Source organism: Branchiibius cervicis, assembly GCF_042661605.1.
GTDB lineage: Bacteria > Actinomycetota > Actinomycetes > Actinomycetales > Dermatophilaceae > Branchiibius > Branchiibius cervicis.
On sequence record NZ_JBHSWJ010000002.1, the window covers coordinates 973033 to 989719 of the forward strand.

Below are 16687 nucleotides of genomic sequence, written 5' to 3' on the forward strand. Positions count from 1 at the left end.
CTGCTCACATGCGAATCGCGCGGTACACCGATGGCGGCGACCCGACGTACGGACTGGTCGACGGGGCAGGGGAGAAGATCGCCCAGATCAGCGGCGACCCGCTCTACACCAAGATCGAGCTGACCGGCGTGACGACAACCGTCGAGGAGGTGCGGTTGCTGGCGCCGGTGATCCCGCGCTCGAAGGTGATCGGGATCGGTAAGAACTACGCCGAACATGCCCGCGAAATGGGCGGCGAGGCGCCCGCGCAGCCGTTGATGTTCCTGGTCCCCAACACCGCGGTGATCGGCCCGGACGACCCGGTTGTCATGCCCCCGGCCAGCGAACGCGTCGATTACGAGGGCGAACTGGCCGTTGTGATCGGTCGGCTCTGCAAGGACATCGAGCCCGATGAGGCCGCGAAGGTCATCTACGGATACACCTGCGGCAACGACGTCACCGCCCGGGATCTGCAGAAGTCCGACGGCCAATGGTCCCGGGCCAAGGGTTTCGACACGTTCTGCCCGCTCGGCCCGTGGATCGAGACCGATCTGGACGCCAGCGACCTGCGCGTGGTCACCCGCCTGGATGGTGAGGTCGTCCAGGACGGCACCACCGCCGACATGATCCATGACATTCCCACGCTGATCTCCTACGCATCGAAGGCATTCACCCTGTTGCCCGGTGACGTGATCCTCACCGGCACACCCGAGGGCGTCGGCCCGGTCCAGCCCGGTCAGCGGGTGGAGGTCGAGATCGAGGGCGTGGGCACGCTGGGCAACCCGTTCGTCCGGCACGACTGACCGATGGACCAGGAGCTGGCGACCGCACCGATCGGCATCTTCGACAGCGGGTACGGCGGGCTGACCGTGGCCCGCGGTGTGCTGGACCAGATGCCGCACGAGTCGATCGTCTACCTCGGCGACACCGCGCACGCACCGTACGGCCCGCGCCCGATCGCACAGACCCGGCAGTTGGCGCTCGGCTGCTTGGACCGGTTGGTCGACCACGGCGTCAAAGCCCTGGTGATCGCGTGCAACACCGCCTCGGCGGCGATGTTGCACGACGCCCGCGAGCGGTACGACGTGCCGGTCGTCGAGGTCATCCGGCCCGCCGTACGCCGCGCGGTCCGGGCCACCCGCAGCGGTTCGATCGGTGTGATTTCCACCACGGGCACCCATCAGTCGGGTGCCTACCTGGACGCGTTCGCGGCCGCCCCGCATCTGCAGGTGCAATCGCGGCCTTGCCCGCGATTCGTGGAGTTCGTGGAGGCCGGGGTCACCAGCGGCCCGGAGCTGTTGGAGCACGCGCACACGTATCTGGAGCCGCTGCGAGAATCCGGCATCGACACCCTCATTCTGGGTTGTACGCATTACCCTCTGCTCACCGGCGTGATCTCGTACGTGATGGGGGACGGTGTCACGTTGGTCTCATCCGCCGACGAGACAGCCAAGGAGTTGTACCGAGTGCTGGCCGACGCCCAGATGCTGCGACCCGATTATCTTCCGGCGCCGAGTCATTCGTTCACCACCACCGGTGACCCGGAAGTGTTCCGCCGGTTGTCGACCCGATTCCTGGGCTTTGGTGGGGCTCCCGACGAGGTGTACCGGGGCGCGTTCCACCAAGTGGTCGTCTCCTGATGCGCCTGACCGTCGTCGGCTGCGCCGGCTCCTTCGCCGGGCCCGCCTCGCCCGCGTCCTGCTATCTCGTGCAGGCCGAGCACAAAGGCCGCACCTGGAACCTGGTGCTCGACCTCGGCAACGGTTCGCTCGGCCCGCTCCAGGGTCTGATCGACCTGCATGACATCGACGCGCTGGTCCTTTCGCACCTGCACCCGGACCACTGCATGGATGTCACCGGGCTGTTCGTCGTGCAGAAGTACCACCCGTCGCGGCCCCCGGAGGACACCCGCCGGCTGCCCATCTACGGCCCGCAGGACACCGCCGCACGTCTGGTGCGTGCCAACGCCGTCACCTTGTCCGAGTCCAAGGATCCGCACGGGATGGACCCGGAGTTCGACTTCCGGGTGCTCACCCACAAGGAACCCTTCACGGTCGGTCCGTTCCGGATCACACCGTTCCGGGTGAACCACCCGGTCGAGGCGTACGGCGTGCGCGTGGCGGCCGGCGACCGCGTGCTGGTCTACACCGGCGACACCGACGACACCCCGGTCCTCGACGAACTGATGGCCGGCGCCCACCTGGCGCTGACCGATTCGGCCTACCAGGAAGAACGCGACACCATTGTCGGGATCCACCTGTCCGGTCGGCGCGCGGCGACGGCCGCCGTACGCGCCGGAGGCGTCCAGCGTTTGATGCTGACCCACATCCCGGTCTGGAACGACCCTGCGGACTGCGTCGCCGAAGCGGCGCAGGTCTGGCCCGGCGAGGTCGAACTGGCGCAAGCGGGTCAGACCTACGAAGTCTGACGGGCCCGTCCGACCTACCCTGGGAGCCATGACGGTTACCCCACGACACGACGGCCGCGCCCCCGACCAACTGCGCGACATCCGCATCACCCGCAACTGGCTGGACCACGCCGAGGGCAGCGCACTCATCGAGTTCGGCCGCACCCGGGTGCTGGTGGCCGCGAGTTTCACCGAAGGCGTGCCGCGCTGGCTGAAGGGTCAGGGCACCGGGTGGGTGACCAGCGAGTACGAGATGCTGCCGCGCTCGACCAACACCCGCAGTGATCGCGAGTCCCGCAAGGGCAAGGTGGGCGGGCGCACCCACGAGATCTCCCGGCTCATCGGCCGCAGCCTGCGCGCCATCATCGACACCAGCGCGCTGGGTGAGAACACCATCGTGGTCGACTGCGACGTGCTGCAGGCGGACGGGGGCACGCGTACGGCGTCCATCACCGGTGCGTACGTGGCCCTCGCCGACGCGGTGGCCGACGCCCGGGCGCGGGGATTGATCGCCAAGAACGCCAAGCCGCTGACCGACTCGGTTGCGGCGATCAGCGTGGGCATCGTCGGCGGGGTACCGGTGCTGGACCTTGATTACCCCGAGGATTCGACCGCCGAGACCGACATGAACGTGGTGATGACCGGCTCCGGCGGATTCGTGGAGGTGCAGGGCACCGCGGAGGGTGCGCCCTTCGATCGGGACGAATTGAACGCGTTGCTCGACCTGGCCGCCGGGGGAATCGCGACCTTGACGTCGCTGCAACACGAGGCGCTCTCCGGCGAGGCCCGCGAGAGGGCCCTGTGACTCGCCTGGTCCTGGCCACCCGCAACCCAGGGAAGTTGCGCGAGCTGCGGCAACTGGTAGCGCAGGTGCCGCAGCTCGCCGGTCTCGACGTCGTCAGTGTGGGGGAGTCCTACCCGCAGATCGAGGAGACCGTCGAGAGCGGTGTGACCTTCGAGCAGAACGCCACGTTGAAGGCCCGCGCCGTCGCGCAGGCGACCAATCTTCCTGCTATTGCTGACGATTCGGGGTTGTGCGTCGACATTCTCGGGGACTGTCCGGGAGTCTTCTCTGCGTTGTGGTCCGGCACGCACGGGGCGGACCAGGCCAACATCGACCTGCTGCTGGCCCAGACGATCGACGTACCCGTCGAGCAACTCACTGCGCGCTTCGTCAGTTGTGTCGTACTGGCTCTGCCCGACGGCACCCAGCGAGCGCACTTCGGTGAGGTGCGCGGCCGGTTGACCCGAGACCAGCGGGGCACCAACGGGTTCGGCTACGACCCGATCTTCGAGCTGCCGGACGGTCGCACCCTGGCCGAATTCACCGACGGGGAGAAGAACGCCATCTCCCATCGAGGCAACGCGTTCCGTGCCGTCCTGCCCGATCTGGTCACACTGCTCACATGACCACGCGCACCGATCCGAAGCCCACCACCGAGGCTGACCGCGATCGCGGCTGGTTCGGCTGGGCACTGGTCGGTTTCGCATCGGGAGCGCTCACGCTCGGTGCCGCTGAACTCATGGCCGGCATCATGGTCCGCTTCGGTTGGATCGGCGGGACGGGATCCCCGGTGCTCGCGGTCGGTGAAACCTTCATCGACCACACACCTGCGTGGCTGAAGACCTTTGCGGTCAACGTATTCGGAACCGCCGACAAGGTCGCGCTGCTGACGGGGATGGGCATCGTTCTCACGGTGCTCGCAGCAGGTGTCGGGCTCCTATTGGCGCGTCGACCCACCGCCGCATACGTCGCGTTCGTGCTGCTGCTGGCCCTCGCCCTGGCCGCGATCCTCATCCGGCCGGGCGCCTCGGCGACCGATGTCGTGCCGACGCTGTTGGGCGGGGCCGCGGGATTGGCCCTGCTCAACGCGTGCCGTTCCCGGTTGCGGCCCACCGCGCAGTGGGTGGCGCCGGACCGTCGGACCGTGCTGCAACTGAGTGCGGCGTCGCTGGTGGGGGCGGGTATTGCCGCGCTGGCCGGACAAGCGGTCAGTGGCACGACCCGCGCCGTCGCGGCGGCGCGATCGGCCTTCCGGGTGCCGACCCCGGTGTCGAAGGTGCGGATCCCCTCCGGCGCCTCGGTGGGGGTCGCGGGGGTGGTGCCGTTCGTCGTACCGGCGGACCAGTTCTACCGGATCGACACCGCGCTCAGCCCGCCCGAGGTCGATCCGGCGACGTGGTCACTGAAGGTGACCGGCATGGTCGAGCGGGAGATCACCCTGAGCTGGGCGGAGTTGATCGCCAAGCCGCTGCAGGAGGCCGTGGTGACCCTCATGTGTGTCTCCAACGAGGTGGGCGGTGATCTGACCGGCAACGCAGTGTGGACCGGTTGGCCGGTTCGCGATCTGCTTGCCCTGGCCGGGCCGAAGGCCGGGGCGGACATGGTGTTGTCCACCAGCGCCGACGGCTGGACGGCCGGCACGCCGCTGACGGCGCTCACCGACGGCCGCAACGCGCTGCTCGCGGTGGGGATGAACGGTGAGCCGCTGCCGGTCGAGCACGGCTTCCCGGTGCGGATGGTGGTACCCGGGTTGTATGGGTACGTCAGCGCCACCAAGTGGGTCACGGAGCTGAAGGTAACCACGTACGCCGACGACGAGGGTTACTGGACACCCCGAGGTTGGTCGGCCAAGGGCCCGGTCAAGACCGGATCGCGGATCGACGTACCCGCTGATGGGGCAACGGTTTCCGCCGGCAAAGTGGCCGTCGCCGGCATCGCATGGCGCCAGCACGTCGGCATCGACGGCGTGCAGGTGCGCATCGACGATGGGGACTGGCAGACCGCCCGCCTCGGAGCGGACGTGACGGTCGATGCGTGGCGACAGTGGGTCTACGAGTGGGACGCACGGGCGGGTTCGCACTCCATCGCGGTCCGGGCGGTCGACCACACCGGAGCGGTCCAGACCAGCGCCTCGGCTGCTCCGGCTCCTGACGGTGCGACCGGCTGGCACACCGTCAACGTCACGGTGACCTGAAAGCGCCCTGTCACCGCGCGGTGACAGGGCGCTTGCTCAGCTGAGGATCAGTCGCCGACCTTGTCGGCGGTCGCGGCAGCAGCCTTGCGGGCGCTGGCAGCGGTCTTGCGAGCGCTGGTGGTCGCACCCTTGGTGGCGGACGCGGTGCGCTTGGTGGCGCGCTTGGTCGTGGTCGCGGTGCGCTTGGCGGCCGTACGGGTCTTCTTGACGGCGGTCTCGGCCTCGGCCTTGATGACTTCGGCCTCCTCCTCGTTCACGGAGCGGACGACGTCGACGAGCTTCTCGGCCTGGTGGCGACCGGTGGTCACCGTCGCCTTGGCGGAGCGCTCAATCTGCTCGGCGGCACCCTTGGCCGTGGTCACGGCACCCTTGGCCTGCGAGATGGTGGAACCGGCCTGGTCGAGCAATTCCTGGGTAGCGCGCTGGGTGCGCACCCGGTCGATGAGCTTCTCGCCGCGAGCAGTCAGGTCCTCGTAACCTCCGGCGAACGCGCCCGTGACCGTGGCGGCCTGGTCGGCAACGCCTGCCGGAAGGCCCTTGACGAAGCCCAGCACTTTGATCGGCAGGTCGCTGGCCTGGTCGGCGAACTCCTCGACCTTGGTCTGCAGCTTGGCCGGCGCCAGGTCGGCGCGTGCCTTGTCGGCGCGAGCGCTGAGGTCGTCGGCGACCTCGCGGACCTTGGCGGCAGCCAGGTCACCGGCGCCGACGACGGCGTACAACGGGCTCGGGTCGATCTTCAGGGTGTCCAGAACGGGCATGGTGATCTCCTTTGGGTGGTTTCAGGCGGAGTCGTCCACGAACGACTCATACACATCGATCAAGGTCTTGCGCTGTTTGGCGGTCAGGGCCGGGTCGGCGGCGATCGCAGCCCGGACGTCGATCTCGTGCGCGGTCGTGACGGATCGCTCTTCGTCGAGGATCCCGGCGTGCACGTACAGGGTTTCCGCCGAAACCTGTAGGGCTTTGGCAATCTGCTGCAGGATCTCGGCACTGGGTTTCTTGACCCCGCGTTCGATCTGCGACAGATACGGATTAGACACCCCGGCCAGCTCGGACAGTTGCCGCAGCGACATCTGCGCGGACTGCCGCTGCTCCTTCAGGAACTCACCGAGAGTCCCTGGCAGTTGCAGCGGGTTGGGGGCCATGACTCCATTATGCTTGCTGTAGTTAGCAAACGCAAACTGGAGCAAGCGCCCGTCCCGGTACGACATGCGTGCGAGCTCAGCTCTGGTGGTAACGGATCAAGTACGGCGCAGCCAACGCGGGGACCATGAGCAGAACAACCGGCAGCACGCTCTCGGTCGTGAGCTGACTGACCACGGCGACTCGGGCTAGCAGCTCGATGTCAAACGCCAGCGTATTGGACTAGTTTTTAGAGCCCTCATCGCCGCCGAAACACTCGTCACGCACTTTGCGTCGGTAACGGCTCGCCGAAAAAGATGAACTCCTCGATCGCGCTGCGGAACCAATCATAGAAAGTCGGATACTCGCCGCGCTGCTCGTAGCCTGGCTGAGCGTAGTCGTGAATGATAACAACCACCTCATTCCCTAAATTAAAGTCCCAGCAGGCTATGTCATCGTTGTCTTGGCGGAGGGCAAATGGAAGAACATTTCGATGCGGGTACCTCCTTTTGAGACCGTCCCACCGATCCATCATGGCTTTGCCATCGATGATCCACCACGGCTCGAGGGCGACCAGGTCGTTTTCCACAACACGTATATATCCCAGTGGAAACCAGAAGTTCGCAGGAAGGTCTACTGCTGGCAAAATCATGAGCTGATTCCGTTCCGTGCAATCATCGTGTTGCCGTACGGATATTCACTGTGCCACGCTGCTGCTTGATTCGCCACTGCGGAGCGGCATCGCATTCCCCCATGGTCTTGGGTGGCGGCGTATTCTGAGGTGAATGCTTGACCTCGGCGGCCATGGGCAAGTCGCCGAAATTCCGCACGTAGACTGGCAGGTAGTAGCCGGTCAGTTTGGCGGCGAGAAGCCGATGGTTGTCGCTTGACGTGAGGCCACCGCCCGGCATGCGCACTACGTGGATTGGGTCGCCTCTTCAGGCGGGCTCCTTTCGTGCGGGTTCGCGTAAGGAGGTCTTGGTGCGGAAGGCGGGACTCGAACCCGCACGCCGGAGCACTGGTACCTAAAACCAGCGTGTCTGCCAATTCCACCACTTCCGCGTCGCGGCCCATCCTAAGCGCCGCGGGGGCGCGGTTCAGACGCCGAGCAGCTTGCGCAGCGAGGCGACATGGCCGGTGGCCTTCACGTTGTAGCGCGCGGCCTCGATCAGGCCCTGCTCGTCGATGACGAAGGTCGAGCGGATGACCCCGGTGACCGTCTTGCCGTAGAGCTTCTTCTCGCCGTACGCGCCGTAGGCAGTCAGCACGCTCTTGTCCGGGTCGGACAACAGCGGGTAGCTCAGCGACTCCTTCTCGGCGAACTTGGCCAGCTTTGCGACCGGGTCGGGGGAGAGGCCGATCACGGCGTACCCGGCGGCCCGCAGCGGGGCAATGGAGTCGCGGAAGTCGCACGCCTCCTTCGTGCATCCGGGGGTCATCGCGGCCGGGTAACAGAACACGATCAGCTTGCGGCCGCGGAAGTCCGACAGCGACACCGTCTCGTCATTCTGGTCCGACAACGAAAATTCGGGTGCGGCGTCGCCGGCTTCGAGGCGGGTCATTGCTGTCCTTCCGGATGCAGGGGTGAGGTCCTGCGTTATCGTCTCAGGCGAGTCAGACATGCAGGTAGGCCCGTCCCCGGGGTTGCCGTCCTCAAAGGAGAACTGATGGCCAGCAAGGCACCGTCCCGCCGCAGCGACCCGACCCAGGCCGAGTTGGAGGCGCAGATTGCCGCGAGCCGCGCCCGGTTGGCGGGTAACGTCGATCAGCTCACCAACCGGCTACAGCCCAAGGCACTGCTGGCCAGTACGACGGACGCGGCCAAGGCGCGCGCGTTCGCCACGGTCAGTGATTCCGACGGCAGCCTTGACCTGGAGAAGGTCGGAAAGCTGGTCGGTGGCGTCTCCGCCGGTGTGCTGGCCCTTGGCGTTCTGCGCCGCATCTTCCGCTGACCGTTGCACCCGTCGTGACGTCTGGAGCCAGCACCGGGCTGCCGATCCGGATGCTGCATGATCGGCTGCTGATCAGTACCGAGAACGAACCGGGGGAGCGCACCTCGGGCGGCGGCATCCTCATCCCGGCCACGGCGAGTGTGGGCAAACGTCTCGCGTGGGGCAACGTGGTGGCCGTCGGTAGCCACGTGCGGCAGGTGGCGCTAGGGGATCGGGTGTTGTTCGACCCCGAGGACCGCGCCGAGGTGGAAATGGGCTCACGCACCTATCTGCTCCTGCGGGAGCGCGATCTGCACGCCGTGGCCAGTGAGCCCGAAGGCTCGGACCCGACCGGTCTCTACCTCTAAGTCGCGAGTACTTCGTCACGGGCCGCGACGAAGGCCGCGACGCAGGTGCGGATGTCTTCATCGGAATGAGCGGCTGACAACTGCACCCGGATCCGCGCTTTACCTTGCGGCACAACCGGATACGAGAATGCAATGACGTAGACGCCATGTGCGAGCATTGCGTCGGCGATCTGCCCGGCCTGGCGTGCTCCGTCCGGGCCGGGGAACATCACCGGTGTGATCGGGTGGCTGCCCGGCAAAAGGTCGAACCCCGCGTCCGTCATCAGCTCGCGGAAGAGCTGGGTGTTGTGGCCCAGTTTCGCGCGTTGCTCCGGTGCCCGCGTCGCAGTCAGGATCGCGGTCAATGACCCGGCGACCACACTCGGCGCGACGGCGTTGGAGAACAGATACGGGCGGGCCCGCTGGCGTAGGAGGTCGACGATCTCCTGGTGCGCCGCGACGTACCCGCCGGAGGCTCCGCCCAGAGCCTTGCCCAGCGTGCCGGTGACGATGTCGACGCGGTCGATGACATCGAAGAGTTCCGGTGTGCCCCGGCCGTTCTCCCCGACGAAACCCACCGCGTGCGAGTCGTCCACGAGGACCATCGCACCGAATTCGTCGGCCAGATCGCAGATCTCGGCCAGCGGTGCGTAGTAGCCGTCCATCGAGAACACCCCATCGGTGACAACCACCATCCGGTGCGCACCGGCCTGTTGTGCCTCCTGGAGTCGGTCGCGCAGGTCGGCCATGTCGGCGTTCTTGTAGCGGTATCGCGCGGCCTTGCTCAGCCGGATGCCGTCGATCAGCGAGGCGTGATTCAGCTCATCGGAGATGATCGCGTCACCGGCGCCGAAGAGGACCTCGAACACGCCGCCGTTGGCATCGAAGCAGGAGGAGAACAGGATGGCGTCCTGCGTGCCGACCAGGGCTGCGATCGCGTGTTCCAGATCGCGATGCTGAGCCTGCGTGCCGCAGATGAAACGCACACTGGCCATCCCGAAGCCCCACTGGTCCAGCGCCGCGCGAGCCGATGCGATGACGTCCGGGTGATCGGCCAGGCCCAGGTAGTTGTTGGCACAGAAGTTGAGCGCGGGGCCCGATTGCGTTGCGATATGGGCAGATTGGGGAGTCGAAAGCTCCCGCTCGTGTTTGGTCAGACCGGCATCGTCGATCTCACGCAAGGTGGCGGCGAGTTCATCCTTGATCAGGTACATGGCTCCTCCTTCAGGACCAGTCCATGAGCACTTTGCCGCAGCGGCCGGACCGGGCGGTGTCGAACGCCGTCTGCCAGTCCTCGGCGGGGAAGGTGTGAGTGATGACGGAGCGTACGGCGTCCAGCAGCGTGCTCGAGGACTGCAGCAAGGCGCTCATGGCGTACCAGGTGTCGTACATCTCCCGACCGTAGATGCCGCGGATGGTCAGCATCCTGGTGATGACCGGGCCCCAGTCGATCGCGTACTCCCCGCTGGGCAGGCCGAGCATTGCGATACGGCCGCCGTGGTTCATGTTGGCGATCATCTCCCGCACCGCGCTCGGGTTGCCCGACATCTCCAGGCCGATGTCGAAACCCTCCCGCATCCCGAGGTCGCGTTGCACGTCGGCGACCCGGCGGGTGGAGACGTTCACCACGGCGTCGGCACCGGCCCGGCGGGCCAGGCCCAGGCGGTAGTCGCTGACGTCGGTGACCACGACGTACCGTGCGCCGATGTGCTGGGCGATCGCCGCCGACATGATGCCGATGGGGCCGGCCCCGGTGATCAGCACATCCTCCCCCGGCATGGGGAAGGCGAGCGTCGTGTGGGTCGCATTGCCCAGCGGATCGAACACCGCGCACACCGACAGGTCCAGATCATCCGGTTGTACCCAGACGTTGGTGGCCGGCAGCACGACGTAGTCGGCGAAGGCACCGTTGCGATTGACTCCCAGGCTGCTGGTGCGAATGCACAACTGCCGCCGGCCGGCCCGGCAATTGCGGCACACCCCGCAGATCACGTGGCCTTCGCCCGAAACCCGTTTACCTACAGACACATTGGTCACGTTGGCGCCGACCGCGGCGACCTCGCCGCTGAACTCGTGGCCGATGATCAGCGGCGGCCGCACGGTCGCGGCGGCCCAGTCATCCCACTGCTCCAGGTGCAGATCGGTGCCGCACAGACCAGCACGAAGGACCCGGACCAGCACGTCGTCGGGGCCGGGTACCGGCTCGGGAACCTCCTGCAGTCGTAGCCCCGGTCCTGATTCGGTTTTCACCAACGCCCGCACGCCCACAGTCTGCCTGATGCAGATGATCCGGAAGTGGTTGAGTGAGGGTATGGCCACGTGGGACACACCGCCGGACCGGCGCACCGAGCGCGCCGCCTTCGGTAAGAGCTACCGGCGGGAGGTCCCGCTGGGCGCCCACGCCGAGGTGCCCCCTCTCGCCGATCGCGCGGACCCTGTAGACCTGCTCGAGCAACAGGCCCAAGACCGGGTCGCCTCGCTGGTGCCGATCAGGTACGGGCGGATGCTGGTGTCGCCGTTCACGTTCTACCGTGGGGCCGCGCTGATCATGGCCACGGACCTGGCCGCCGTACCGCGCACCGCGTTGACCGCCCAACTGTGCGGAGACGCGCACGTGTCCAACTTCGGCTTGTTCGCCTCGACCGAGCGGCGGCTGGTCTTCGACCTCAACGATTTCGACGAGACCCTGCCCGGACCCTTCGAATGGGATGTCAAACGGTTGGCCGCGAGTGTCGAGTTGGCCGGCCGGGACAACGGGGTGAAGGACAAGGCCCGGCGCAAGATCGTCCGCGAGTGCGTCAGGAACTACCGGCGAACGATGCGCAGTTTCGCCAAGGACGGCACGCTCAACGTGTGGTACGCCCGCCTCGACGTCGATGACTTGTTGGCCTCGGGGAAGGGATTGGACACCAAACGCGCCCGCCGCACCGCTACGGAGCAGGCGGACAAGGCCCGCGCGCGGGACCGCACCCAGGCCTTGCGGAAGTTCACCACGGTGCAGGACGGGCAGGTGCGCATCGTGCACGATCCGCCGTTGGTCGTCCCCATTGCGGAGCTGCCCGAGGTGACCGACCCGCAGGCCGTACTCGACGAGCTGAACGACCAGTTGCGGGCCTACCTGCAGACCCTGACACCCGAGCGGCGCCGGGTGATGAGCCAGTTCCACGCCATCGATGCCGCGCACAAGGTGGTCGGCGTCGGCAGTGTCGGAACCCGCGCCTGGATCGTGCTGATGGAGGGCGCTGCGCGCGACGACGCGTTCCTTTTGCAGGTCAAGCAGGCGCAGTCCTCGGTTCTGGAGACAGTGCTGGGCCCGGCGGCCCAGGAGGAGCACGGCGAGCGCGTCGTGGTCGGTCAACGCCTGATGCAGGTGGCCGGTGACCCCTTCCTGGGTTGGAAGCGGATGCAGGTCATCATCGGGCAGGAATCGAGCGTGGACTACTACCTGCGACAGTTGCGCGACTGGAAGGGCTCAATGCCCATCGACCAGCTGACCCCGCGCGGCCTGGGCACCTATGCCAGAGCCTGTGCGTGGACGCTGGCCAGGGCGCACGCCCGCACCGGCGACCGCTTCGCCATCGCGGGATACCTGGGCAAGAGCGAGGAGTTCGACCACTCAGTCGCGGACTTCGCCGCGGCGTACGCCGACCTGAACGACGCCGACTATCGCGCGCTGGAGGATGCCGTGCAGAGCGGCCGGGTGCGCGCGCAGACCGGCGTCTGAGCAACGACCCCATCGATTTCTGGTCTGGCGCCTTGCTTTGCTAGAGTCCTCATTCGTTGCGCCGTTAGCTCAATTGGCAGAGCAGCTGACTCTTAATCAGCGGGTTCGGGGTTCGAGTCCCTGACGGCGCACTTTTCTTTGCCTCCAGACGGGCCGGTCGCGGTCGCCGTTCGGGTGGGGCCCGCCCCTAGGGTTGAGCCAACCCCCAGCGAGCGGAGAGTTGCGATGAGTGCAGAGTCGCCGACGACGTACGTCGGTCCCTCCTCCACGTCGATCCTGGCGACCGCCAAGCGTGCGTTCGCGAAGTTCACCAAGGACGCCGGCACCGACGTTGCCGCCGGATTGACCTATTACTCGGTGCTGGCGATCTTCCCGGCGCTGATCGCTTTGCTGTCGTTGATCGGGTTGTTCGCCAACCGCGAGTCGACGGTCGATTCGTTGATCAACATCGTGGCCGGTGTCGCGGGCAAATCGAGCAACGACCCGGCCCTGGACGGCGTGCGGACCTTCCTGAACAACATCCATACGACCGGTGGCGCGGGCATCGCGTTGATCGTCGGCATCGTGCTGGCCCTGTGGTCGGCCAGTGGCTACGTCAACGCGTTCTCGCGGTCGATGAACCGGGTGTGGGGTGTGCAGGAGGGGCGGCCGGTCTGGGTGCTGCGGCCGGTGATGCTGGCCATCACGATCGCGATCACGATCATGTTGCTGCTCATCGTGGTCGCGCTGGTCACCTCGGGCAGCATCGCGCGATCGATCGGGGAGGAGTTGGGGATCTCCGAGGCAACGGTGACCGTCTGGAACATCGCCAAGTGGCCGGTCGTGCTCATCCTGATGGTGCTGGTCATCGGCCTGCTGTACTGGGGCACGCCCAACGTCGTGCAGCCGGCGCGGCGGGTCGTGTCCTGGGGTGCCGGGTGCGCCCTGCTCATCTGCCTGATCGCCACTGCCGCGTTGCTGATCTACCTGGCGCTCACCGCGGGCGCGAGTTACTACAAGACGTACGGCGCGTTCGCGACCTCGATCATCTTCCTGTTGTGGCTGTGGCTGATGAACGTCGGCCTGTTGCTCGGGGCGGAGGTCGATGCCGAGATCGCCCGCGATCGGCAGCTGCGCGCGGGCGTGGCCGCCGAGTCCGAGCTGCCGGTCACGCTGCGTTCGGACAAGCAGGTGAAGAAGGCAGCGGAGAAGCAGGCGAAGCTGGATTCCGAGGCGGCCAGGATCCGGGACGAGGCCCGGGCCGAAGCATCGTCGACCGGTGACGACGGCAGCTGATCTGATACCCCAGGGGGTATATAGTGGACGACATGGACACGGACCAGCACCCGCACGCCGGCCACCATGCCGACGACATGAGCCACCTGGATCACCAGGGCCACATGGGCGGTCAGATGGGTTCGATGGGCCACGGCGGACACGGCGATCACGTCGCGATGTTCCGCCGACTCTTCTGGATCATGGTGCTCCTGGCGATCCCAACGGTCCTGTGCAGCAACATGTTTGCCGACCTGCTCGGCTACTCCTTGCCCGACGCCGAGTGGGTCCGCTGGGTGTCACCGATCCTGGGCACCGTCATGTACTTCTGGGGCGGCCAGCCCTTCCTGACCGGTGCCGTCAGCGAAATCCGCTCCCGCAAGCCGGGCATGATGCTGCTGATCGCGCTCGCTCTGACGATGGCGCTGATCTCCTCCTGGGGATCGACGCTGCACGTGCTGGGTCACGACCTGGACTTCTGGTGGGAGCTCGCGCTCCTGGTCGTGATCATGCTGCTGGGTCACTGGATCGAGATGCGCTCGCTGGCCCAGACCAGCTCCGCCCTGGACTCCTTGGCCGCGTTGCTGCCCGACGAAGCCGAGAAGGTTGACGGCGACCGCATCGTCACCGTCGCGCCGGCCGATCTTCAGGTCGGTGACGTCGTCGTGGTCCGGCCCGGAGCGTCGGTACCTGCCGACGGTGAGGTCGTCGACGGCTCGGCCCACGTGGACGAATCGATGGTCACGGGGGAGTCGGCCGCCGTACGTCGATCGGTTGGCGACCGGGTCGTGGCCGGCACCGTAGCCACCGATTCGGGCCTGCGGGTCCGAGTCACCGCGACCGGCGACGACACCACCCTGGCCGGTATCCAGCAACTGGTTGCCGACGCGCAGTCGTCCTCATCGCGTGCCCAGCGCCTCGCGGACCGGGCGGCGGGCTGGCTGTTCTGGTACGCCGTGGGCGCAGGCGTCCTGACGGCGATCGTGTGGACGCTACTCGGTCATCCCGACGAGGCCGTGGTGCGCACCATCACGGTGCTGGTCATCGCCTGCCCGCACGCCCTGGGTCTGGCGATCCCGCTGGTGGTGTCGATTGCGACCGAGCGGGCGGCCCGCGCAGGAGTCCTGATCAAGGACCGTCTCGCGCTGGAGACGATGCGGACCGTCAACACGGTGCTCTTCGACAAGACCGGTACCCTGACCCGCGGCGAGCCCGCGGTCACCGAGATCGAGCCCGCAGCGGGATGGTCCCAGGACGACGTGCTGGCGCTCGCGGCCGGCGCGGAAGCAGACAGCGAGCACCCGTTGGCCAAAGCCATCGTGCACACAGCGCAGCAGCACGACCTGCGGGTGCCGCCTGCTACCGACTTCAGCTCGGAACCGGCGACCGGAGTCCGCGCCAACGTCGGCGGCCGGATCGTGGAGGTGGGCGGGCCGGCCCTCCTGGAAGCGCACGAGGCGCAGGAACTGCCGGTCGCGCAGCAGTGGCGCGACGAGGGCGCCATCATCCTGCACGTTCTGGCCGACGGCGAGGTGATCGCCGCACTGCGGCTGGCCGATGAGATCCGCCCTGAGTCCCGTCAAGCCGTCGATGCCCTGCACGCCAGGGGTATTCAGGTCGTGATGATCACCGGGGACGCGTCGGCCGTGGCCAACGCTGTCGGAAAGGAGCTGGGGATCGACCGGGTCTATGCGCAGGTTCGCCCCGAGGACAAGGCTCACCGGGTCGCCGAACTGCAGCAGGAGGGCCGCACCGTGGCGATGGTCGGGGACGGGGTCAATGACGCCCCTGCTCTCGCCCAGGCCGATGTCGGCATCGCCATCGGGGCCGGGACGGACGTGGCGATCGCGTCCGCCGGTGTGATCCTGGCCTCGTCCGACCCTCGGTCGGTGCTGTCGGTCATCGAACTGTCCCACGCGACGTACCGCAAGATGCAGCAGAACCTCTGGTGGGCAGCCGGATACAACCTGATCGCCGTGCCTTTGGCGGCCGGGGTGCTGGCGCCTGTCGGGTTCGTTCTGCCGATGAGTGTCGGTGCCATCCTGATGTCGGCCTCGACCGTCATCGTCGCACTGAACGCCCAACTGTTGCGACGCGTCGACCTGGACCCGGCACGACTGGCGGCCCGGACATGAGTGAGCGCCGCCCTCTGACGAGGCGGCGCTGCCGGGGTGAGTGACGGGGCTCGAACCCGCGACATCCGCGACCACAACGCGACGCTCTACCAGCTGAGCTACACCCACCATGTGCCTGCCCGTGGTGAAGCAGGCAGCGCGGACTATCGTACCTGCCCGCCGGAGTGCTCCTGACCACGGTCCCGCTCAGTGGCCGCAGGTACGCCGAACTGCTCGGCCAGCGCGCGCGCCTGGTTGGTGTCGGGGCCAGGGGGCGGTACGAAGACGGCCTCGCGGTAGTAGCGCAGTTCCGCGATCGACTCCGTGATGTCGGCAAGAGCGCGGTGGCCACCGTGTTTGGCCGGAGCAGCGAAGTAGCTGCGGGGGTACCAGCGCCGCGACAGTTCCTTGATCGAGGAGACGTCGATGACGCGGTAGTGCAACTGGCGGATGACCTGGGGCATATCCCGGGCCAGGAACGCGCGGTCGGTGCCGATGGTGTTGCCGGCCAGCGGCCATTTGCCCGGTTCGGGCGCGTAGTGCAGCAGGTGCTCCATCACCTGCTGCTCGGCCTCGGCCAACTCGATCCCGTCGTCCAACTCATCCAGCAGCCCGCTGTCGGTGTGCATCGCCCGGACGAACTCGCCCATCTGCGCCAGCGCTGACGCGGGCGGACGGATCACGATGTCCAGCCCCGGTCCGATGGGTTCGAGGTAGAAGTCTGTTACCTGGACAGCGATTTCGATCAACGCGTCCGCGACCAGGTCCAAGCCGGTCATCTCACAGTCGATCCAGATGATCCGATCGGTTGCGGCGCGGTCGTTGGGCACA

Annotated in this window: 18 protein-coding genes and 3 tRNA genes; 12 read left to right on the forward strand and 9 right to left on the reverse strand. The window is 67.0% G+C overall.

Annotation, left to right across the window (positions count from 1 at the left end):
• The first annotated feature begins 8 nt into the window (after positions 1–8).
• The 6 genes from ACFQBT_RS05280 to ACFQBT_RS05305 are packed head-to-tail and all read left to right on the forward strand — an operon-like array spanning position 9 to position 5364.
• Positions 9–782, forward strand: a complete 774-nt coding sequence (locus tag ACFQBT_RS05280) for a fumarylacetoacetate hydrolase family protein (protein WP_377820929.1) — start codon at positions 9–11, stop codon at positions 780–782.
• Positions 783–797: 15 nt separating this feature from the next.
• The gene (gene murI, locus ACFQBT_RS05285) at positions 798–1619 is read left to right on the forward strand and encodes a glutamate racemase (RefSeq protein WP_377825367.1); all 822 of its coding nucleotides are present in this window, start codon (positions 798–800) and stop codon (positions 1617–1619) included.
• On the forward strand, positions 1619–2407 hold the full coding sequence (locus ACFQBT_RS05290; protein ID WP_377820931.1) for an MBL fold metallo-hydrolase: 789 nt from the start codon (positions 1619–1621) through the stop codon (positions 2405–2407). The genes murI and ACFQBT_RS05290 overlap by 1 nt, the downstream gene beginning before the upstream one ends.
• 28 nt (positions 2408–2435) lie before the next feature.
• On the forward strand, positions 2436–3191 hold the full coding sequence (gene rph / locus ACFQBT_RS05295; protein ID WP_377820932.1) for a ribonuclease PH: 756 nt from the start codon (positions 2436–2438) through the stop codon (positions 3189–3191).
• Positions 3188–3796, forward strand: coding sequence for an RdgB/HAM1 family non-canonical purine NTP pyrophosphatase (rdgB, locus tag ACFQBT_RS05300; RefSeq protein ID WP_377820934.1), 609 nt, complete (start codon positions 3188–3190; stop codon positions 3794–3796). The genes rph and rdgB overlap by 4 nt, the downstream gene beginning before the upstream one ends.
• Positions 3793–5364: a molybdopterin-dependent oxidoreductase gene (locus ACFQBT_RS05305; protein WP_377820936.1), complete on the forward strand. Its 1572-nt coding sequence runs from the start codon at positions 3793–3795 to the stop codon at positions 5362–5364. The genes rdgB and ACFQBT_RS05305 overlap by 4 nt, the downstream gene beginning before the upstream one ends.
• Before the next feature lie 47 nt (positions 5365–5411).
• Here the strand turns inward: ACFQBT_RS05305 and ACFQBT_RS05310 are convergent, their stop codons facing one another.
• The 5 genes from ACFQBT_RS05310 to bcp all read right to left on the reverse strand — a co-directional run bounded on the left by ACFQBT_RS05310 (position 5412) and on the right by bcp (position 8048).
• On the reverse strand, positions 5412–6122 hold the full coding sequence (locus ACFQBT_RS05310; RefSeq protein WP_377820938.1) for a hypothetical protein: 711 nt from the start codon (positions 6120–6122) through the stop codon (positions 5412–5414).
• A 21-nt stretch (positions 6123–6143) separates the two neighbouring features.
• Positions 6144–6509 (reverse strand): helix-turn-helix domain-containing protein, encoded by a 366-nt coding sequence (locus tag ACFQBT_RS05315; protein WP_377820940.1) that lies wholly within the window; start codon positions 6507–6509, stop codon positions 6144–6146.
• A gap of 257 nt (positions 6510–6766) precedes the next feature.
• The gene (locus ACFQBT_RS05320; protein WP_377820942.1) at positions 6767–7138 is read right to left on the reverse strand and encodes a hypothetical protein; all 372 of its coding nucleotides are present in this window, start codon (positions 7136–7138) and stop codon (positions 6767–6769) included.
• 327 nt (positions 7139–7465) lie between these two features.
• A tRNA-Leu gene (locus ACFQBT_RS05325) sits at positions 7466–7548 on the reverse strand.
• Between the two features lie 35 nt (positions 7549–7583).
• Complete coding sequence (gene bcp, locus ACFQBT_RS05330; protein ID WP_377820944.1) at positions 7584–8048, reverse strand: thioredoxin-dependent thiol peroxidase; 465 nt, start codon at positions 8046–8048, stop codon at positions 7584–7586.
• A 105-nt stretch (positions 8049–8153) separates the two neighbouring features.
• Here bcp and ACFQBT_RS05335 point away from each other — a divergent pair, with 105 nt between their 5' ends.
• Positions 8154–8438 carry a DUF3618 domain-containing protein gene (locus ACFQBT_RS05335; protein WP_377820946.1) on the forward strand — a complete coding sequence of 95 codons (285 nt, stop codon included), beginning with the start codon at positions 8154–8156 and terminating at the stop codon, positions 8436–8438.
• Between the two features lie 50 nt (positions 8439–8488).
• Positions 8489–8785, forward strand: coding sequence for a GroES family chaperonin (locus ACFQBT_RS05340; RefSeq protein ID WP_377825369.1), 297 nt, complete (start codon positions 8489–8491; stop codon positions 8783–8785).
• Here the strand turns inward: ACFQBT_RS05340 and ACFQBT_RS05345 are convergent.
• Together ACFQBT_RS05345 and tdh are read right to left on the reverse strand one after the other, a co-directional pair.
• Positions 8782–9978 (reverse strand): glycine C-acetyltransferase, encoded by a 1197-nt coding sequence (locus ACFQBT_RS05345; RefSeq protein ID WP_377820948.1) that lies wholly within the window; start codon positions 9976–9978, stop codon positions 8782–8784. The two genes, ACFQBT_RS05340 and ACFQBT_RS05345, sit on opposite strands and share 4 nt — an antisense overlap.
• 10 nt (positions 9979–9988) lie before the next feature.
• A complete protein-coding gene (tdh, locus tag ACFQBT_RS05350; protein ID WP_377820950.1) occupies positions 9989–11026 on the reverse strand; it encodes an L-threonine 3-dehydrogenase in 1038 nt (345 codons plus the stop codon).
• A 16-nt stretch (positions 11027–11042) separates the two neighbouring features.
• Here tdh and ACFQBT_RS05355 point away from each other — a divergent pair, with 16 nt between their 5' ends.
• From ACFQBT_RS05355 to ACFQBT_RS05370, 4 genes are all read left to right on the forward strand, one after another.
• Complete coding sequence (locus ACFQBT_RS05355; RefSeq protein ID WP_377820951.1) at positions 11043–12488, forward strand: DUF2252 domain-containing protein; 1446 nt, start codon at positions 11043–11045, stop codon at positions 12486–12488.
• A gap of 58 nt (positions 12489–12546) precedes the next feature.
• Positions 12547–12619 (forward strand) — tRNA-Lys (locus tag ACFQBT_RS05360).
• Between the two features lie 94 nt (positions 12620–12713).
• On the forward strand, positions 12714–13763 hold the full coding sequence (locus tag ACFQBT_RS05365; RefSeq protein ID WP_377820953.1) for a YhjD/YihY/BrkB family envelope integrity protein: 1050 nt from the start codon (positions 12714–12716) through the stop codon (positions 13761–13763).
• 32 nt (positions 13764–13795) lie between these two features.
• Positions 13796–15877 (forward strand): heavy metal translocating P-type ATPase, encoded by a 2082-nt coding sequence (locus tag ACFQBT_RS05370; protein ID WP_377820955.1) that lies wholly within the window; start codon positions 13796–13798, stop codon positions 15875–15877.
• 35 nt (positions 15878–15912) lie between these two features.
• On the opposite strand, the gene ACFQBT_RS05375 is transcribed toward ACFQBT_RS05370, so the two are convergent.
• Both ACFQBT_RS05375 and orn read right to left on the reverse strand, forming a co-directional pair.
• Positions 15913–15985, reverse strand: a tRNA-His gene (locus ACFQBT_RS05375).
• Positions 15986–16020: 35 nt separating this feature from the next.
• Complete coding sequence (gene orn, locus ACFQBT_RS05380) at positions 16021–16686, reverse strand: oligoribonuclease (protein ID WP_377820956.1); 666 nt, start codon at positions 16684–16686, stop codon at positions 16021–16023.
• Position 16687: the final 1 nt, after the last annotated feature.

Excerpts from the sequence above, each read along its gene's own strand:
- ACFQBT_RS05280 (WP_377820929.1), top strand. The coding sequence starts at position 9 with ATGCGAATCGCGCGGTACACCGATGGCGGCGACCCGACGTACGGACTG.
- ACFQBT_RS05290 (WP_377820931.1), top strand. The coding sequence starts at position 1,619 with ATGCGCCTGACCGTCGTCGGCTGCGCCGGCTCCTTCGCCGGGCCCGCC.
- rph (WP_377820932.1), top strand. The coding sequence starts at position 2,436 with ATGACGGTTACCCCACGACACGACGGCCGCGCCCCCGACCAACTGCGC.
- ACFQBT_RS05305 (WP_377820936.1), top strand. The coding sequence starts at position 3,793 with ATGACCACGCGCACCGATCCGAAGCCCACCACCGAGGCTGACCGCGAT.
- ACFQBT_RS05310 (WP_377820938.1), bottom strand. The coding sequence starts at position 6,122 with ATGCCCGTTCTGGACACCCTGAAGATCGACCCGAGCCCGTTGTACGCC.
- ACFQBT_RS05315 (WP_377820940.1), bottom strand. The coding sequence starts at position 6,509 with ATGGCCCCCAACCCGCTGCAACTGCCAGGGACTCTCGGTGAGTTCCTG.
- ACFQBT_RS05320 (WP_377820942.1), bottom strand. The coding sequence starts at position 7,138 with ATGATTTTGCCAGCAGTAGACCTTCCTGCGAACTTCTGGTTTCCACTG.
- bcp (WP_377820944.1), bottom strand. The coding sequence starts at position 8,048 with ATGACCCGCCTCGAAGCCGGCGACGCCGCACCCGAATTTTCGTTGTCG.
- ACFQBT_RS05335 (WP_377820946.1), top strand. The coding sequence starts at position 8,154 with ATGGCCAGCAAGGCACCGTCCCGCCGCAGCGACCCGACCCAGGCCGAG.
- ACFQBT_RS05340 (WP_377825369.1), top strand. The coding sequence starts at position 8,489 with ATGCTGCATGATCGGCTGCTGATCAGTACCGAGAACGAACCGGGGGAG.
- ACFQBT_RS05345 (WP_377820948.1), bottom strand. The coding sequence starts at position 9,978 with ATGTACCTGATCAAGGATGAACTCGCCGCCACCTTGCGTGAGATCGAC.
- ACFQBT_RS05355 (WP_377820951.1), top strand. The coding sequence starts at position 11,043 with ATGCAGATGATCCGGAAGTGGTTGAGTGAGGGTATGGCCACGTGGGAC.
- ACFQBT_RS05365 (WP_377820953.1), top strand. The coding sequence starts at position 12,714 with ATGAGTGCAGAGTCGCCGACGACGTACGTCGGTCCCTCCTCCACGTCG.
- ACFQBT_RS05370 (WP_377820955.1), top strand. The coding sequence starts at position 13,796 with ATGGACACGGACCAGCACCCGCACGCCGGCCACCATGCCGACGACATG.